The 17,423-nt window shown below is 73.0% G+C and carries 15 protein-coding genes; 12 read left to right on the forward strand and 3 right to left on the reverse strand.

All coding sequences use genetic code 11. From position 1 onward, the window contains the following. The first annotated feature begins 629 nt into the window (after window positions 1-629). The 8 genes from QK440_RS38045 to QK440_RS38080 all read left to right on the forward strand — a co-directional run bounded on the left by QK440_RS38045 (window position 630) and on the right by QK440_RS38080 (window position 12,201). A complete protein-coding gene (locus tag QK440_RS38045; RefSeq protein WP_282797844.1) occupies window positions 630-2,075 on the forward strand; it encodes an aldehyde dehydrogenase family protein in 1,446 nt (481 codons plus the stop codon). Window positions 2,076-2,467: 392 nt separating this feature from the next. Further along, window positions 2,468-4,417 carry an acyl-CoA dehydrogenase family protein gene (locus QK440_RS38050; RefSeq protein ID WP_282797845.1) on the forward strand — a complete coding sequence of 650 codons (1,950 nt, stop codon included), beginning with the start codon at window positions 2,468-2,470 and terminating at the stop codon, window positions 4,415-4,417. Between the two features lie 133 nt (window positions 4,418-4,550). After that, window positions 4,551-5,816 carry a 1-deoxy-D-xylulose-5-phosphate reductoisomerase gene (dxr, locus tag QK440_RS38055; RefSeq protein ID WP_282797846.1) on the forward strand — a complete coding sequence of 422 codons (1,266 nt, stop codon included), beginning with the start codon at window positions 4,551-4,553 and terminating at the stop codon, window positions 5,814-5,816. Next, window positions 5,813-7,114, forward strand: coding sequence for a site-2 protease family protein (locus tag QK440_RS38060; protein WP_282797847.1), 1,302 nt, complete (start codon window positions 5,813-5,815; stop codon window positions 7,112-7,114). Before dxr ends, QK440_RS38060 begins: the two co-directional genes overlap by 4 nt. Window positions 7,115-7,331: 217 nt before the next feature. After that, window positions 7,332-8,486 carry a flavodoxin-dependent (E)-4-hydroxy-3-methylbut-2-enyl-diphosphate synthase gene (gene ispG, locus QK440_RS38065; protein WP_282797848.1) on the forward strand — a complete coding sequence of 385 codons (1,155 nt, stop codon included), beginning with the start codon at window positions 7,332-7,334 and terminating at the stop codon, window positions 8,484-8,486. A 373-nt stretch (window positions 8,487-8,859) separates the two neighbouring features. Beyond that, window positions 8,860-9,708 carry a GNAT family N-acetyltransferase gene (locus QK440_RS38070; RefSeq protein WP_282797849.1) on the forward strand — a complete coding sequence of 283 codons (849 nt, stop codon included), beginning with the start codon at window positions 8,860-8,862 and terminating at the stop codon, window positions 9,706-9,708. A gap of 110 nt (window positions 9,709-9,818) precedes the next feature. Next, complete coding sequence (locus tag QK440_RS38075) at window positions 9,819-10,367, forward strand: GNAT family N-acetyltransferase (protein ID WP_282797850.1); 549 nt, start codon at window positions 9,819-9,821, stop codon at window positions 10,365-10,367. 142 nt (window positions 10,368-10,509) lie between these two features. Then, a complete protein-coding gene (locus QK440_RS38080) occupies window positions 10,510-12,201 on the forward strand; it encodes a proline--tRNA ligase (RefSeq protein ID WP_282797851.1) in 1,692 nt (563 codons plus the stop codon). 288 nt (window positions 12,202-12,489) lie between these two features. On the opposite strand, the gene QK440_RS38085 is transcribed toward QK440_RS38080, so the two are convergent. From QK440_RS38085 to QK440_RS38095, 3 genes are read right to left on the reverse strand one after another with little or no spacing between them, the layout of a single operon-like run. Then, a complete protein-coding gene (locus QK440_RS38085; RefSeq protein ID WP_282797852.1) occupies window positions 12,490-13,389 on the reverse strand; it encodes an aminoglycoside phosphotransferase family protein in 900 nt (299 codons plus the stop codon). 52 nt (window positions 13,390-13,441) lie between these two features. After that, window positions 13,442-13,906: a DUF4439 domain-containing protein gene (locus tag QK440_RS38090; protein ID WP_282797853.1), complete on the reverse strand. Its 465-nt coding sequence runs from the start codon at window positions 13,904-13,906 to the stop codon at window positions 13,442-13,444. After that, window positions 13,903-14,454, reverse strand: a complete 552-nt coding sequence (locus QK440_RS38095) for a hypothetical protein (protein WP_282797854.1) — start codon at window positions 14,452-14,454, stop codon at window positions 13,903-13,905. The genes QK440_RS38090 and QK440_RS38095 overlap by 4 nt, the downstream gene beginning before the upstream one ends. Before the next feature lie 458 nt (window positions 14,455-14,912). On the opposite strand from QK440_RS38095, the gene rimP reads away from it, so the two are divergent. From rimP to QK440_RS38115, 4 genes are all read left to right on the forward strand, one after another. After that, window positions 14,913-15,431 (forward strand): ribosome maturation factor RimP, encoded by a 519-nt coding sequence (gene rimP / locus QK440_RS38100; RefSeq protein WP_282797855.1) that lies wholly within the window; start codon window positions 14,913-14,915, stop codon window positions 15,429-15,431. 2 nt (window positions 15,432-15,433) lie between these two features. Beyond that, the gene (nusA, locus tag QK440_RS38105; RefSeq protein WP_282797856.1) at window positions 15,434-16,438 is read left to right on the forward strand and encodes a transcription termination factor NusA; all 1,005 of its coding nucleotides are present in this window, start codon (window positions 15,434-15,436) and stop codon (window positions 16,436-16,438) included. A 182-nt stretch (window positions 16,439-16,620) separates the two neighbouring features. After that, entirely contained in the window at window positions 16,621-16,908 is a 288-nt protein-coding gene (locus tag QK440_RS38110) for a YlxR family protein (RefSeq protein WP_282797857.1), read from the forward strand. A 159-nt stretch (window positions 16,909-17,067) separates the two neighbouring features. Further along, a partial coding sequence (locus QK440_RS38115; RefSeq protein WP_282797858.1) for a translation initiation factor IF-2 N-terminal domain-containing protein occupies window positions 17,068-17,423 on the forward strand: 356 nt, incomplete at its 3' end.

The raw sequence follows: 17,423 nt of genomic DNA on the forward strand, positions 1-17,423 counted from the left end.
TGGGCGCAATCCGATCCCATGCCGCATCCGTCAACTCACCACGACCCACCACAAGATCAATTATCAGACAGGACCTAGGTCGGGGCGTGTCCTGGTCGCCGGGGTGGTTCGGGTGGGTGGGTGGGAAAGTTCGTCGCGGTAGCGGCGGTGGGACCGTCAGCTGACGTCGGACCCGTGGGCCGCTAGGTCGGGGCGTGTCCTGGTCGCTGAGGTTGTTCGGGTGGGTGGGTGGGAAGGTCCGTCGCGGTAGCGGCGGTGGGGCGGTCAGTCGACGACGGACCCGCGAGCCGCTAGGTCGGGGCGTGTCCCGGTCGCCGGGGCTGTACGGGTGGGCGGGTGGGAGACGAGGCCCCTGCCAGGCCCCGGCGTTGCTCGGGGGGCAAGCGAAGGCCCCTGCCAGGCCCCGGGGCTGTACGGGCGGGTGGGTGGGAGGCGAGGCCCCCGGCCGGACACCGGGGCCGCCCAAGTGGCCCCCTGGAAAGGCGAAGCCCCCCACCCCTGACAATCCGGCGCGCCCGCCACCCCCACTACGCCATCCCGGACAACCCCCCACCAAAACCTCCACCCCTACGGTGGACCCCGTACCAGCCAGCAGCAGAACCGCCCCCTCCACGGAAGGACCGGAACGCATGACTTCCCTCCACGCCTTCTGGCTCGCCGGTCGCCAGGCCACCGGTGAGACCACCCTCGACGTCACCTCGCCGTGGGACGGGCGCCTCGTCGCCCGCGCGGCCGTGCCGACCGACGCCCAGGTGGAGGAGGCCGTCGCCGCCGCCCACGCGGTCACCGAGGAGTTCGCGGCGACCCCGGCCCACGTCCGCGCCGCCGCCCTCGACTACGTGTCGAAGCGCCTCGTGGAGCGCACCGAGGAGATCGCGCAGCTCATCTCCGCCGAGAACGGCAAGCCGATCAAGTGGGCCCGCGGCGAGGTCGGCCGCGCCGTCTCGGTGTTCCGCTTCGCCGCCGAGGAGGCCCGCCGCTTCAACGGCGGCGAGGCCCAGCGCCTGGACACCGACCAGGGCGGCCAGGGCCGCCTGGCCCTCACGCGCCGCTTCCCCAAGGGCGTCGTCCTCGGCATCGCGCCGTTCAACTTCCCGCTGAACCTGTGTGCCCACAAGGTCGCCCCGGCGATCGCCGTCGGCGCGCCGATCATCCTCAAGCCCGCCCCGGCCACCCCGCTCAGCGGCCTCGTCCTCGGCGAGCTGCTCGCCGAGACCGACCTGCCGGCCGGGTCCTGGTCCGTGCTGCCGGTCGCCAACGACAAGATGCCCGCCCTCGTCCAGGACGAGCGGCTGCCGGTCATCTCCTTCACCGGCTCCGACAAGGTCGGCTACCAGATCATGGACTCGGTGCCGCGCAAGCACTGCACCCTGGAGCTGGGCGGCAACGGCGCGGCCGTCGTCCTCGGCGACTTCTCCTCCGAGGCGGACCTGGACTGGGCCGCGAGCCGCATCGCGACCTTCTCCAACTACCAGGGCGGCCAGTCCTGCATCTCCGTGCAGCGGGTGATCGCCGACGCCTCCGTGTACGACCGGCTCGTGCCGAAGGTCGTCGCGGCCGTCGAGAGCCAGGTCACCGGCGACCCCTCCGACCCGCGCACCGACGTCGGCCCGCTGGTGAACGAGGACGCCGCCCGGCGCGTGGAGTCCTGGGTCGACGAGGCCGTCCAGGCGGGCGCCCGGCTGCTCACCGGCGGCAAGCGCGACGGCGCCACGTACGCGCCGACCGTCCTCGCCGACGTGCCGGCCGACGTGACGATCGCCTGCGAGGAGGTCTTCGGCCCGGTCCTCACGGTCACGAAGGTGGACGGCGAGCAGGCCGCCTTCGACGCCGTGAACGACTCCAAGTACGGCCTCCAGGCGGGCGTGTTCACGCACGACCTGCAGACCGCGTTCCGCGCCCACCGCGCCCTGGAGGTCGGCGGTGTCGTCATCGGCGACGCGCCCTCCTACCGCGCGGACCAGATGCCGTACGGCGGCGTGAAGCAGTCCGGCGTCGGCCGCGAGGGCGTCCGCTACGCCATGGAGGACTACACCTACGAGCGCGTCATGGTCCTGACCGGCCTGGAGCTGTAACGGCGCGCCCGCACCCCGCGTCCAGCAGGAGGAGACGGCCGGAGCCCGCTGTGCGGGGGCTCCGGCCGTCCGCGTTCCCGTCCGCGTTCCCGCCCCGGGCGCCGGGGGCGCGTTGCGCCGTCCGCTGCGCGAGGACTGGTGGCACGGGCCGGAATCGGGTACCAACGATCCAGTAGCACCGGTGAGTAACCATTCGGGGTGATCGTCCCGGCCCGGCACGCGACCGGCGTGGTCACCCCGCTGGATCTCCCTGATCCAGCTGATCTCTGACCTAGCCGATCTTCGACCTAGCCGATCTCTGACCTAGCCGATCTCCGATCCAGCCGATCTCTGATCCAGCTGCTCTCTGCTCTCCCGGACCGATGATCCCGACTCGCGGCGAGGTGACCCTCATGTCCGCACCACACACCCCACCCCCCGGCCGCCCGGCCGTCACCGAGCGCGAAGCGCGCGAGGTCGCCGAGGCCGCGCGCGAACAGGACTGGCGCAAACCGAGTTTCGCCAAGGAGCTCTTCCTCGGCCGCTTCCGGCTCGACCTGATCCACCCGCACCCGATGCCCGCCGCCGAGGACGCCCGGCGCGGCGAGGAGTTCCTCGCCAAGCTGCGCGACTTCTGCGAGACGAGGATCGACGCGGAGCGCATCGAGCGGGAGGCGCTCATCCCGGACGAGGTGGTCGACGGGCTCAAGGAGCTCGGCGCGCTCGGCATGAAGATCGACACGAAGTACGGCGGCCTCGGCCTGACGCAGGTGTACTACAACAAGGCCCTCGCGCTCGTCGGCTCCGCCTGCCCCTCGCTCGGCGCCCTGCTCTCCGCGCACCAGTCGATCGGCGTCCCGCAGCCGCTGAAGCTGTTCGGCACCCAGGAGCAGAAGGACACGTTCCTGCCGCGCTGCGCCCGTACCGACATCTCCGCCTTCCTGCTCACCGAGCCCGACGTCGGCTCCGACCCGGCCCGGCTCGCCACGTCCGCGGTGCCCGACGGCGACGAGTACGTCCTGGACGGCGTGAAGCTGTGGACCACCAACGGCGTGGTGGCGGACCTGCTCGTGGTGATGGCGCGGGTGCCGCGGTCCGACGGCCACCCGGGCGGCATCACCGCGTTCGTGGTCGAGGCCGCGTCCGAGGGCGTCACCGTGGAGAACCGCAACGCCTTCATGGGCCTGCGCGGCCTGGAGAACGGCGTCACCCGCTTCCACCGCGTGCGCGTGCCCGCCGCCCACCGCATCGGCCCGGAGGGCGCGGGCCTGAAGATCGCGCTGACCACCCTGAACACCGGACGCCTGTCGCTGCCCGCGATGTGCGCGGGCGCGGGCAAGTGGTGCCTGAAGATCGCCCGCGAGTGGACCGGCGCCCGCGAGCAGTGGGGCAAGCCGGTGGCGTACCACGAGGCCGTCGGGTCGAAGATCTCCTTCATCGCGGCCACCACCTTCGCCCTGGAGGCCGTGCTCGACCTGTCCTCGCAGATGGCCGACGAGGACCGCAACGACATCCGCATCGAGGCCGCCCTCGCCAAGCTCTACGGCTCCGAGATGGCCTGGCTGATGGCCGACGAGCTGGTGCAGATCCGCGGCGGCCGCGGCTTCGAAACCGCCGCCTCCCTCAAGGCGCGCGGCGAGCGGGCCGTCCCGGCCGAGCAGGTCCTGCGCGACCTGCGCATCAACCGGATCTTCGAGGGCTCCACGGAGATCATGCACCTGCTGATCGCCCGCGAGGCCGTGGACGCCCACCTGAAGGTCGCGGGCGACCTGATCGACCCCGAGAAGACCCTGTCCGACAAGGCCCGGGCCGGGGCTGCCGCGGGTGCCTTCTACGCCCGCTGGCTGCCCAAGCTCGTCGTCGGCCCGGGCCGGCTCCCGCGCGCGTACGCCGAATTTCACCCGCCCGGCCACGCCGACCTCTCCGGCCACCTGCGGTACGTCGAGCGCGCGGCCCGGCGCCTGGCCCGCTCCACGTTCTACGGCATGTCCCGCTGGCAGGGCCGCATGGAGACCAAGCAGGGCTTCCTCGGCCGGATCGTCGACATCGGCGCGGAGCTGTTCGCCATGAGCGCCGCCTGCGTCCGCGCCGAACTGCTCCGCACCACCGAGGACTACGGCCGCGAGGCGTACCAACTGGCCGACGTCTTCTGCCGGCAGGCCCGTATCCGGGCCGACGAGCTGTTCGGGCGGTTGTGGACCAACACCGACGACGTGGACCGCAAGGTCGTCAAGGGCGTCCTGTCCGGTACGTACACCTGGCTGGAGCAGGGCGTCGTCGACCCCAGCGACGACGGCCCGTGGATCGCGGACGCCTCACCCGGGGCCAGTGAGCGCGAGAACGTGCACCGCCCGATCCGCTGACGCGCTCCCGGCCCACCCGCCCCGCACCGGGCGGGTGGGCGCACGGGCGGCGCGGCGCCCGGTGACGGAGCCGAAGGGCCGTAAACGGCGGGGCCCGGGGCGGCGGGCCCCTCGCTGCGGCCACAATGGGGGCATGAGCGAAAGCCCCGCACCCCTCGCCGACCCGCACCTCGTCTTCGACCCCGTCAGCGCCGACGGGCCGCGCGAGATCGTCGTCCTCGGCTCCACGGGCTCGATCGGCACGCAGGCGATCGACCTCGTCCTGCGCAACCCCGAGCGCTTCCGGGTCACCGCCCTGTCCGCCGCGGGCGGCCGGGTGCGGCTGCTGGCCGAGCAGGCCCGGCTCCTGCGGGTGCGGACCGTCGCGGTCGCCCGCGAGGACGTCGTCCCGGCACTGCGCGAGGCGCTGCGGGAGGAGTTCGGGGCGGGGGAGCCGGTGCCGGACATCCTCGCGGGCCCGGACGCGGCCACCCAGCTCGCGGCCTCGCCCTGCCACACGGTCCTGAACGGCATCACCGGCTCCATCGGTCTCGCCCCCACGCTCGCCGCCCTGGAGGCGGGCCGGACGCTCGCGCTGGCCAACAAGGAGTCCCTGATCGTCGGCGGCCCGCTGGTCAAGGCGCTGGCCAAGCCCGGCCAGATCATCCCGGTGGACTCCGAGCACGCCGCGCTGTTCCAGGCGCTCGCCGCGGGCACCCGCGCCGACGTCCGCAAGCTCGTCGTGACCGCCTCCGGCGGCCCCTTCCGCGGCCGCACCCGGGCCGAGCTCGCCGGCGTCACGCCCGAGGACGCGCTCGCGCACCCGACCTGGGCCATGGGCCCGGTGATCACGGTCAACTCCGCGACGCTCGTCAACAAGGGCCTGGAGGTCATCGAGGCCCACCTGCTCTACGACATCCCCTTCGACCGCATCGAGGTCGTCGTACACCCGCAGTCGTACGTGCACTCCATGGTCGAGTTCACCGACGGCTCCACGCTCGCCCAGGCCACGCCGCCGGACATGCGCGGGCCCATCGCCGTCGGCATCGGCTGGCCCGAGCGGGTGCCGGACGCGGCCCCCGCCTTCGACTGGACGAAGGCCTCCACCTGGGAGTTCTTCCCGCTCGACACCGAGGCGTTCCCGTCCGTGGGGCTCGCCCGGCACGTCGGGGAGCTCGCGGGCACGGCCCCGGCGGTGTTCAATGCCGCCAACGAGGAGTGCGTGGACGCCTTCCTGGCGGGCGCGCTGCCCTTCAACGGCATCATGGACACCGTCACGCGGGTCGTGGCCGAGCACGGCACCCCGCGGACGGGAACCTCCCTGACCGTGGCGGACGTCCTCGAGGCGGAGACCTGGGCGCGGTCCCGGGCCCGGGAACTGACAGCGACACAGCGGACGACCGCGGAGGCCCGTGCATGACGACCCTGATGATGATCCTCGGCATAGTCGTCTTCGTGATCGGCCTGCTCTTCTCGATCGCCTGGCACGAGCTCGGCCACCTGTCGACGGCGAAGATGTTCGGCATCCGCGTGCCGCAGTACATGGTCGGCTTCGGCCCGACGCTCTTCTCCCGCAAGAGAGGGGACACCGAGTACGGCATCAAGGCCATCCCGCTCGGCGGCTACATCCGCATGATCGGCATGTTCCCGCCGGGCCCGGACGGCAGGATAGAGGCGCGCTCCACCTCGCCCTGGCGCGGCATGATCGAGGACGCGCGCTCCGCCGCGTTCGAGGAGCTCAAGCCCGGCGACGAGACGCGGCTCTTCTACACGCGCAAGCCGTGGAAGCGCGTGATCGTGATGTTCGCCGGGCCGTTCATGAACCTGGTCCTGGCCGTGGTGATCTTCCTCGGCGTGATGATGACCTTCGGCATCAGCACCCAGACCACCTCGGTCGGCAAGGTCTCCGACTGCGTCATCGAGGCCGGCGAGAACCGCGGCACCTGCCAGAAGGGCGACAAGCCCGCCCCGGCCAAGGCCGCGGGCCTCAAGGCGGGTGACAAGATCGTCGCCTTCCAGGGCAAGGCCGTGGACGACTGGTCCACGCTCCAGTCCCGTATCCGCGAGACCATCGGCCCCGCCACGATCACCGTCGAGCGCGACGGCGAGCGCCGTGACCTGCACGCCAACCTGATCAAGAACCAGGTCAGCAAGACGGACGGCGACGGCGGCTACGTCGAGGGCAAGTACGTGTACGCCGGGTTCCTCGGCTTCACCCCCGCCTCCGGCATCGTCCAGCAGTCCTTCGGCGAGTCCGTCGACCGCATGGGCGACATGATGGAGAACGGCGTCGAGTCGATCCTCGCCCTGCCCTCCAAGATCCCGGACCTGTGGGACGCGGCCTTCGGCGACGGCGAGCGCAAGCAGGACTCCCCGATGGGCGTCGTGGGCGCGGCCCGGGTCGGCGGTGAGGTGTTCACCCTGGACATCCCGCCGCAGAACCAGATCGCGATGATGCTGTTCCTCCTCGCGGGCTTCAACCTCTCCCTGTTCCTGTTCAACATGCTGCCGCTGCTGCCCCTGGACGGCGGGCACATCGCGGGAGCACTGTGGGAGTCGCTGCGCCGCAACGCGGCGAAGGTGCTCAGGCGCCCGGACCCGGGCCCCTTCGACGTGGCGAAGCTGATGCCCGTGGCCTACGTCGTGGCCGGGATCTTCATCTGCTTCACGATCCTCGTGCTGATCGCGGATGTGGTGAATCCGGTCAGAATCTCCTAGGAGTACGAGGTTTGCGGTGGCCGGGCACACTTTGTGCCCGGCCACCGTCGTATGTGCGGTCACGCCTGCCAATGGGTGGACATCGGGACGGGATGTGCTCGCGGCATGGGGGGTGCCGTAATCTCGGACCCGCGAACAAGCGATGTAGTAGCGATGCCGCTAAGCCCGGAGCCCGCCGGACTCGGGACCTGATCCACACCTTGGGGATGCACGCCAGATGACTGCCGTTTCTCTCGGAATCCCGTCCGTTCCGACCAAGCTCGCCGACCGCCGGGTCAGCCGCAAGATCCAGGTCGGTTCGGTGGCCGTCGGCGGGGACGCACCGGTGTCGGTGCAGTCGATGACGACGACGCGCACGTCCGACATCGGGGCGACGCTCCAGCAGATCGCGGAGCTGACGGCGTCCGGCTGCCAGATCGTGCGCGTGGCCTGCCCCACCCAGGACGACGCCGACGCGCTGGCGGTCATCGCGAAGAAGTCGCAGATCCCGGTGATCGCGGACATCCACTTCCAGCCGAAGTACGTGTTCGCGGCGATCGACGCGGGGTGCGCGGCGGTCCGGGTGAACCCGGGCAACATCAAGCAGTTCGACGACAAGGTCAAGGAGATCGCGAAGGCCGCCAAGGAGTCCGGCACCCCGATCCGCATCGGCGTGAACGCGGGCTCCCTGGACAAGCGGCTGCTCGCGAAGTACGGCAAGGCCACCCCCGAGGCGCTGGTGGAGTCGGCCCTGTGGGAGGCGTCCCTCTTCGAGGAGCACGACTTCCGCGACATCAAGATCTCGGTGAAGCACAACGACCCGGTCGTCATGGTCAACGCCTACCGGCAGCTCGCGGCCCAGTGCGACTACCCCCTGCACCTCGGCGTGACCGAGGCGGGCCCGGCCTTCCAGGGCACCATCAAGTCGGCGGTGGCCTTCGGCGCGCTGCTCAGCGAGGGCATCGGCGACACGATCCGCGTCTCGCTGTCCGCGCCGCCCGCGGAGGAGGTCAAGGTCGGCATCCAGATCCTGGAGTCGCTGAACCTGCGCCAGCGCCGCCTGGAGATCGTCTCCTGCCCGTCCTGCGGACGCGCCCAGGTCGACGTGTACAAGCTGGCCGACGAGGTCACCGCCGGACTCGAGGGCATGGAGGTGCCGCTGCGCGTCGCCGTGATGGGCTGCGTCGTCAACGGCCCCGGCGAGGCCCGCGAGGCGGACCTGGGCGTCGCGTCCGGCAACGGCAAGGGCCAGATCTTCGTCAAGGGCGAGGTCATCAAGACCGTGCCCGAGTCGAAGATCGTGGAGACCCTGATCGACGAGGCGATGAAGATCGCCGAGCAGATGGAGAAGGACGGGATCGCCTCGGGCGAGCCCGAGGTCACCGTCAGCTGAACCCCGCGGGCCGAGCCGACGCCGAGCGCTGCACCCCGCAGGCCCAGCCGAAGCCGGACCGCCCGAACCCCGCGGGCCGAGCCGAAGCTGGACCGCCGAACCCCGCGGATCCGGCCGACGCCGGACCGTTGAACCCCGCGGATCCGGCCGACGCCGGGCCGTTGAACCCCGCGGGGCCCGCCCGGCGCCGGACCGCGTGCCGGTCCGCCCGTGGCGTCCGGCACGGGGCGCGGGACACCGCCGCGCCGCCGCCGGACCGCGGACCGCACGCACCGCGCGTGGTCGCCCGGCGGCCTTCGGTGACGGGTCGGCGCCGCGGAATCCCGCCAGGTACAGTGCGGAGATCAGCAGACCGTATGGTGAGGCCCCGCCCGTGTTGACTCAGACCACCACCAGGGTCCTCGAACCGAGTGACCTGGACGCCGCACTGGCCGTGCTCGACCGCGAGCCGGTCGCGAACGCCTTCGTCACCGCCCGGGTGCGGGCCGCGGGCCTCGACCCCTGGCGCCTCGGCGGCGAGCTGTGGGGCTGGTACGCCGACGGCATGCTGGAGTCCCTCTGCTACGCGGGCGCCAACCTCGTGCCGATCTGCGCCACCCCGCGCGCCGTACGCGCCTTCGCCGACCGGGCCCGCAGGACCGGCCGCCGCTGCTCCTCCATCGTCGGCCCCGCCGAACCCACCGCCGAGCTGTGGCGGCTGCTCGAACCCTCCTGGGGCCCTGCCCGCGAGGTCCGCCCCCGCCAGCCGCTGATGGTCACCGACCGGCTGCCCGACGACGTCGCGCCCGACCCGTACGTCCGCCGCGTCCGCAAGGACGAGATGGAGACGATCATGCCGGCGTGCGTGGCCATGTTCACCGAGGAGGTCGGCGTCTCCCCGCTCGCCGGGGACGGCGGCCTGCTCTACCAGGCCCGGGTCGCCGAACTCGTCGGCTCCGGCCGCTCCTTCGCCCGCATCGACCGGGACGGCCGGGTCGTCTTCAAGGCGGAGATCGGCGCCGCCACCGACCGCGCCTGCCAGGTGCAGGGCGTCTGGGTCGCCCCCGAGCACCGCGGCCGGGGCATCGCCGCCCCCGCCATGGCGGCCGTGCTGCGCTACGCCCTCGCCGACGTGGCACCGGTGGTCAGCCTGTACGTCAACGACTACAACGCGCCGGCGCGGGCCACCTACCGCAGGGTCGGCTTCGAAGAGGTCGGCGCGTTCATGAGCGTGCTGTTCTGACCGCCCCGACGCCCGGCGGACGGGGCCGGACGGACGCAGGCGGCGTGATCCGGGCCGCCGCGTCGCTCCCTCCCGTGCTGGGGCGAGGGGCCGCGAAGTAGGGTTCCGGCATGACTGACGACGTCGCGATCGGGCCCCTCGACCTGGCCGCCCACGTGGACGAGGCGCTGCGCGTGCAGGCCCTCGCCTTCGGGCTCGGCGACGACGAGGTGGCCGTACGACGCCAGATCGTCCTGCGGCACCTCACCTACCCGGGCGCCCGCGCGCTCGGCGCCACCACCCCCGACGGGCGGCTCGTCGGCTTCGTCTACGGCATGCCCAACGACCGCGCCCACTGGTGGTCCACCGTCGTCGAGCCCTATCTGCGCGCCGCGGGCCTCGACGACTGGCTCGACGACTCCTTCGTGATCACCGAGCTGCACGTCCGGCCCGGCTACCAGAACCGGGGCATCGGCCGCGCCCTCATCACCACCGTCACGGACACCGCCGCCGAACCCCGCTCGATCCTGTCCGCCATCGACGTCGAGAGCCCGGCCCGCGCCCTGTACCGCTCGCTCGGCTACGCGGACCTGGCCTGCCGGGTGGTGTTCCCCAGCGCCCCGAAGCCGTACGCGGTGATGGGCGCACCCCTGCCCCTGCGACGGCCCGGCGCCCGCTGACCGATTTCCACGAGCGCCCGTGCCCCGGATAACCTGCGCCCAGCACCCGGGGGACTCAGCCCGTCCGGCGTTTGAGGACGAGGCCGAAGGCCGATCCCCGGCACAAGACGCCCCCGTCAGGAAAACGCAGGAGTTGTTCATCATGGCCCAGGTCCAGCGCATGTCACGGTTGATGGTCAAGACACTGCGCGACGACCCGGCGGACGCGGAGACGCTCAACCACAAGCTGCTCGTCCGTGCCGGTTACGTGCGCCGCACCGCCGCCGGCATCTGGACGTGGCTGCCCCTGGGCAAGAAGGTCTACGAGAACGTCGCCCGCGTCGTCCGCGAGGAGATGGACGCCATCGGCGGCCAGGAGGTCCTCCTGCCCGCCCTCCTGCCCAAGGAGCCGTACGAGGCGAGCGGCCGCTACGAGGAGTACGGCGACCTGCTGTTCCGGCTCAAGGACCGCAAGGGCTCCGAGTACCTGCTCGGCCCCACGCACGAGGAGATCTTCACCCAGGTCGTCAAGGACCAGTGCGCGTCCTACAAGGACCTGCCGGTGATCCTCTACCAGATCCAGACCAAGTACCGCGACGAGGCCCGGCCCCGCGCGGGCGTGCTGCGCGGCCGCGAGTTCCAGATGAAGGACTCGTACTCCTTCGACACCACCGACGAGGGCCTCGCCGAGGCCTACGCCCTGCACCGCGCCGCCTACCAGCGCATCTTCGAGCGCCTCGGCCTGGACTACCGCATCGTCTCCGCCGTCTCCGGCGCGATGGGCGGCTCGGCCTCGGAGGAGTTCCTGGCCCCGGCCGCCGCGGGCGAGGACACCTTCGTCGACTGCCCGGCGTGCGACTACGCGGCCAACACCGAGGCCGTGACCTTCGCCCTGCAGCCGGTCGAGGGCGCCGAGCACCCGGCGGCGCAGGAGCTGGACACCCCCGACACCCCGACCATCGAGACCCTCGCCGAGCACCTGGGCGTCCCGGCCTCGGCCACCCTGAAGAACCTCCTCGTCAAGGTCGACGGCGAGATCGTCGCCGTCGGCGTGCCCGGCGACCGCGAGGTCGACCTCGGCAAGCTCGCCGAGCACCTCGCCCCGGCCGAGGTCGAGCTGGTCACGGCCGAGGACTTCGCCGACCGCCCCGACCTCGTCCGCGGCTACGTCGGCCCGCAGGGCCTGAAGGTCCGCTACCTCGCCGACCCGCGCGTCGCGCCCGGCACGGCCTGGATCACCGGCGCCAACAAGCCCGACACGCACGCGAAGGACGTCGTCTGCGGCCGCGACTTCGAGGTCGACCAGTACCTCGACGTCGTCGTGGTCCAGGAGGGCGACCCCTGCCCGGCCTGCGGCGCCGGCCTGAAGCTCGGCCGCGCGATCGAGATCGGCCACATCTTCCAGCTCGGCCGCAAGTACGCCGACACCTTCCAGCTCGACGTCCTCGGCCAGAACGGCAAGCCCGTCCGCGTCACCATGGGCTCGTACGGCATCGGCGTCTCGCGCGCCGTCGCCGCGCTCGTGGAGCAGTCCGCCGACGACAAGGGGCTGTGCTGGCCCCAGGAGGTCGCGCCCGCGGACGTCCACGTGGTGGCCGCCGGCAAGGCCGTGCAGACCGAGCTGGCGCTCGACGTCGCCGAGAAGCTGAACGCGGCGGGCGTCCGGGTCCTCGTGGACGACCGGGCCGGGGTGTCCCCCGGCGTGAAGTTCACCGACGCGGAGCTCATCGGCGTCCCCAAGATCCTCGTCGCGGGGCGCCGCTCCGCGGAGGGTGTCCTGGAGCTCAAGGACCGCCGGACCGGTGAGCGCGAAGAGCTCACCGTGGCGGAGGCCATCGCCCGCCTCTCGGCGTAAGGGGGCGGGGGCTGGGGCCCGCGCGGGGCGCCCCAGTCCCGCCCCTTTCCCGAAACCAGGGGCTGCCGCCCCTGGACCCCGCCTTTTTCGGCGCTCCGCGCCTCGTCCTCAAACGCCGGACGGGCTGGATATTTCCGCCGAGCGTGGCTGAGATCTTCAGCTGTGTCCGCGCTGGACGGCTCCGCCGTGGCCGCGCCGGAGATCTTTCAGCCCGTCCGGCGTTTGAGGACGAGCGCGCCAGCGCGATCGCGGGGGTCCAGGGGGCGGGGCCCCTGGTTACGGCGGCGGCTACAGCCAGTCCGCGAACTCCAGGAGGAGCTCCGCGTCCTGGACGCGGCCCACCCGCAGCGCACGGACCCCGGACTCCACCGCCCGGAACAGCGTCCAGCCCCGCAACCGCTCCTGGTCCACGTCCAGCGACTCCGCGAGCCGCTTGATCCGCCGCCGCGTCACCGCCGCCCCGGACGGCGTCGCGATCAGGTCCTCCACCCGGTCCCGGACGAGCCGCGCCAGGTCGAAGGCGCACTCGCCCACCACCGGATCGGGGCCCACGGCCAGCCACGGCACCCGCTCGCCCGCGAGCACCTTGCTCTGCCGGAAGGTGCCGTGCAGCAGCCGCTCCTCCGGCGCGCCCGACAGCAGCTCATCCCGTACGGCCAGCGCGGCCTCCACCAGGGGCGCGGCGTCCGGGTCCGGGCACGCCCGCATGGCCTCGGCCTGCCGCCCCGTCCGCTCGGCCACCGTCTCGAAGCGGTGGCCGCCGGGCGGCGCCACCCACAGCCGCCGCAGCGTCCCGGCCGCCTCCAGCATGGACTTGGCCTCGGGCAGGGAGCGCACCGAGACGTCCCGCTGGAGCCGCTCCAGGAGCAGCGCGCCGTCGCCCGCGGCGGGGTCGAGCAGCCGGGCCGCCCCCAGCCCGCCCCAGTGGGCCAGCGCGGCCCGCTCGCCCGCGGGCCGGGAGCGCGGCGGCACCAGCTTCAGCACGGCCGGCGTGCCGTCGGCGAGCCGGACGAGCACCACGAGGCTGCTGCGCCCCCCGGGCACCTGCACGCGCTCGACGGTCAGGTCCCGCCGGGCGACGGCCTCCTCGGCCAGCTCCGGCAGCCGCCGGAGCCAGTCGTCGGTGTCCGCGTCGCGCGGCGTCTCGCCGAGCGCACGGATCAGGCGCGGCGGCGGTTCGAGTGCCATGCGCGAGGTGTTCCCTTCCGGCTGCCCTGTGTGCGTCTGTGCGGTGGCGGGTTCACGCCCGCGGCGTCGCGGTCGGGTGCCCGGACGCCTCGGCCCGCTCGGCGAGCCCAGGGAAGGCTACGCTCCCGCCGCGCCAGCGCGCCGCCCGGACCGCCGCCTCCCGCAGCGCCTCGGCCGCCGCGGCCCGCCTGTCGCCCTCGACGGCCCGCACCAGATCGGCGTACACCCCGGCCACCCGCTCCTCGAGCTCGGCCGCGAGCCGGACCGCCGCCGCCGCGTCCGGCACCGGGAACGGCAGCGCGTACGCCGCCGCCGACGGCTCCGGCCGCCCGCCGAGCTCCCGCACCGCGCGGCGCAGCTCGTCGCGGCGCGCCCGGTGCGCGTCGTAGGCCGCGTGGGCCTGCGCCCGGCGCCCGTCGCCGACGCGGCCGCCGACGACCCCGTAGCCGTACACGGCCGCGTGCTCGGCGCGCAGTGCCGCCTGCACCGCCGCCAACTCGTCCTTGCGCGCGCTCACTTGTCGTCCCTCTCGCCGTCACCCCGGTCGTTCTCCGTCAGCAGGAAGGCGTGCGCGGCGCCCGCCGCCGCGACCGCCGCGAGCAGCCGGGCCAGCTCGCCCGGCGCGTCCAGGAGCTGCTTCTCGCGCCGCCGCGCCAGCTCCCGTTCGGCCCGCGCGAGCGTGCGCAGCGCCTCCTTCGCGTCCCGGTCCACGGACGCCTGCGCCGCGGCCCGCCCCGCGGACGCCGAGGGGGCCGCGGTGTGCCGCTCGCCGTCCGCGAACGCCTCCTCGTGCCGGGCCACCTCGTCCCGCAGCGGCCGCAGCCGCGCAGCCAGCGGCGCGTGGGCCGCGAGCACGGCGTCGTACCGCCGCAGCAGCGCGGCGCTGTCCCGGGCCGCCCGGGCGCGCAGCCGCTCGGCCGCGGCGGAGCTCCCGTCACGGTCGCCGGACGCGGCGTCGGAGCAGCCGGTGAGCAGCACGGCCCCGGTGGCGCCGGCGGCCCCGGCGAGCAGGCTTCTGCGGCGTGGCCCCGGACGGGGGCGCGAGAGGGCGGGATACGACGGCACGGCAGACGTCCTCGGGAAGGCGGGCCGCGAGGGCACGGGAGACGCGGCCCTCGGTCGGCGAACGGTGGCGGGGGACAGGCCGGCGCGGCGCGCGGCGCCGCGTGGCACGGACGGGGTCGGGAGACGGGCGGGCCGGAGCCCGTGATCACCGTACCTTCGCCCTGTCCTCGCACGCGTGACCGGCTCGGACTCGTACGCGCGTACGGCGCCGGGAGGGTGCGCGGAGCGGTTTCCGCGGGGGCGGGCGGGCCCGCGGAGGGGCACGAGGCGCCCGCACGGGGCGGGCGCCACCCCCCGGCCGCACCCCCGGCCGCACCCCGGGCCGCGCGGTCGGCCCGCATACCGCGGAGCGGTGTGGGGACCCGGCGGGTGGACGGCAACACCCTCCTGGACCGGATACCCTTTGACCTGACACGCGACGATCCCACAACAGCACACGCGGCCGAGGAGTCACCCGGATGAGCACCACCCAGAGCGAGAGGCTGCGAGAACTGCTGGAACCGCTCGTCAGCTCCCAGGACCTGGATCTCGAAGAGATCGAAGTGGCCTCGGTCGGACGCAAGCGCGTGCTGCGGGTCGTGGTCGACTCCGAGGACGGCGTGGATCTGGACAAGATCGCGGATGTGAGCCGCGCGCTCTCCGCGAAGCTCGACGAGACCGACGTCATGGGCGAGGGCGAGTACACCCTCGAGGTCGGTTCCCCCGGCGCCGAGCGCCCCCTGAAGGAACAGCGCCACTACGCGCGCGCCGTCGGGCGGCTCGCCCGCATCCAGCTCACCGAGGGCGGCGAACTGGTCGCCCGCGTCATGGCGGTGGACGACGACGGCGTCGACCTGCAGGTGCCGGGCGTGAAGGGGCGCAAGCCCACCGCCCGCAGACTCGCCTTCGGCGACATCGCCAGGGCGCGCGTGGAAGTCGAGTTCAGCCGCAAGGACGACAGCGGCACCGAGAGCATGAAGGAAGAGGAGGAGGCGTAGCCGTGGACATCGACATGAGTGCCCTGCGGGGCTTGGTACGGGAGAAGGAGATCTCCTTCGACCTGCTGGTCGAGGCGATCGAGTCGGCCCTCCTCATCGCCTACCACCGCACCGAGGGAAGCCGCCGCCACGCGCGCGTGAAGCTCGACCGGGACACCGGGCACGTGACGGTCTGGGCGAAGGAGGACCCGGAGGACCTCGAGGAGGGCCAGGAGTCCCGCGAGTTCGACGACACCCCGTCCGACTTCGGCCGCATCGCCGCCACCACCGCCAAGCAGGTCATCCTGCAGCGGCTGCGCGACGCCGAGGACGACGCGACGCTCGGTGAGTACGCCGGCCGCGAGGGCGACATCGTCACCGGTGTCGTCCAGCAGGGCCGCGACCCCAAGAACGTGCTGGTCGACATCGGCAAGCTGGAGGCCATCCTGCCCACGCAGGAGCAGGTGCCCGGCGAGGAGTACCCGCACGGCATGCGCCTGCGCAGCTACGTCGTCCGGGTGGCCAAGGGCATGCGCGGGCCGTCGGTGACGCTGTCGCGCACCCACCCGAACCTGGTCAAGAAGCTCTTCGCCCTGGAGGTGCCGGAGATCGCCGACGGGTCCGTCGAGATCGCCGCCATCGCGCGCGAGGCCGGGCACCGCACCAAGATCGCGGTCCGCTCGACCCGCTCCGGGCTCAACGCCAAGGGCGCCTGCATCGGCCCGATGGGCAGCCGCGTCCGCAACGTGATGGGCGAGCTCAACGGCGAGAAGATCGACATCGTGGACTGGTCGGAGGACCCGGCCGACATGGTCGCCCACGCGCTGTCCCCGGCCCGGGTCAGCAAGGTCGAGATCGTCGACTTCGCCGCGCGCTCCGCCCGCGTGACCGTGCCGGACTACCAGCTCTCGCTGGCCATCGGCAAGGAGGGCCAGAACGCCCGCCTCGCCGCGCGGCTCACCGGCTGGCGCATCGACATCCGGCCGGACACCGAGCAGGCCTCCGGCGGGCAGGACAGCGCGGGCTGAACCGCCTAGGCCGAACCGCCCGGGCCGGACCGCCCGGGGGGTGCCGCGGCCCCGAGAACCCGGAGCATCCGGAAAAGGAGTTGCGGGTCCGGCCCTCGGCCTGGTCACGTACTGATCGAGACAACAGCCGTTCGATTTTTGCCCCAGAGGGGTGAGGTCGCTACGGGGAGGTAGACTTAACTGTGTCTGGCCGGACGCCTGCCCGAGCATGCCCTGAGCGCACCTGCGTGGGGTGCCGGGAGCGAGCGGCCAAGAGCGAGCTGCTGCGGATCGTGGCGATCGAGGGCGTCTGCGTCCCCGATCCACGCGGTACGCTGCCCGGCCGGGGTGCGTATGTACACCCCGCCCTGGTCTGTCTCGACCTGGCGGTCCGCCGCCGGGCGTTCCCGCGGGCCTTCCGGGTCCAGGGGCCGCTCGACACCGCGGAGCTCCGCGGGAATGTCGAGGCAGCCGAGACCGTTGCCCCGTAGGCAACACCGTAAGAAGCGTCGCACGGAACCCCCGCGCGGCCCTGGTACCTCGCGAGTTGGAAGTAGGTCGAGATTGCGATGAGCACTCGATGAGTACGCGATGAGTACGCCCATGAAGTAGCGACGGTCCGGCGGTAACCCGGACCTAAAAGGAGCGAAGTGGCTAAGGTCCGGGTATACGAACTCGCCAAGGAGTTCGGAGTGGAGAGCAAGGTCGTCATGGCCAAGCTCCAAGAACTCGGTGAATTCGTACGTTCGGCGTCCTCGACGATCGAGGCGCCGGTGGTACGCAAACTGACTGACGCATTCCAGCAGGGCAACGGCAGCGGCAAGTCCGCCAGGCCCGCCCCGCGCAAGCCCGCCGCCAAGCCGGCGGCACCCTCTCCCGCCTCTCCCGCGCAGGCCGCCAAGCCGGCCGCGCCCAGGCCTCCGGCGCCGAAGCCGGCCGCCGAGACCCCGGCCGCCCCGGCGAAGCCCGCCGCGGCCGCCCCGGGTCCCCGGCCGACGCCGGGTCC

Source organism: Streptomyces sp. CC224B, assembly GCF_030010595.1.
GTDB lineage: Bacteria > Actinomycetota > Actinomycetes > Streptomycetales > Streptomycetaceae > Streptomyces > Streptomyces longispororuber.

Excerpts from the sequence above, each read along its gene's own strand:
- QK440_RS38045 (WP_282797844.1), top strand. The coding sequence starts at position 630 with ATGACTTCCCTCCACGCCTTCTGGCTCGCCGGTCGCCAGGCCACCGGT.
- QK440_RS38050 (WP_282797845.1), top strand. The coding sequence starts at position 2,468 with ATGTCCGCACCACACACCCCACCCCCCGGCCGCCCGGCCGTCACCGAG.
- dxr (WP_282797846.1), top strand. The coding sequence starts at position 4,551 with ATGAGCGAAAGCCCCGCACCCCTCGCCGACCCGCACCTCGTCTTCGAC.
- QK440_RS38060 (WP_282797847.1), top strand. The coding sequence starts at position 5,813 with ATGACGACCCTGATGATGATCCTCGGCATAGTCGTCTTCGTGATCGGC.
- ispG (WP_282797848.1), top strand. The coding sequence starts at position 7,332 with ATGACTGCCGTTTCTCTCGGAATCCCGTCCGTTCCGACCAAGCTCGCC.
- QK440_RS38075 (WP_282797850.1), top strand. The coding sequence starts at position 9,819 with ATGACTGACGACGTCGCGATCGGGCCCCTCGACCTGGCCGCCCACGTG.
- QK440_RS38080 (WP_282797851.1), top strand. The coding sequence starts at position 10,510 with ATGGCCCAGGTCCAGCGCATGTCACGGTTGATGGTCAAGACACTGCGC.
- QK440_RS38085 (WP_282797852.1), bottom strand. The coding sequence starts at position 13,389 with ATGGCACTCGAACCGCCGCCGCGCCTGATCCGTGCGCTCGGCGAGACG.
- rimP (WP_282797855.1), top strand. The coding sequence starts at position 14,913 with ATGAGCACCACCCAGAGCGAGAGGCTGCGAGAACTGCTGGAACCGCTC.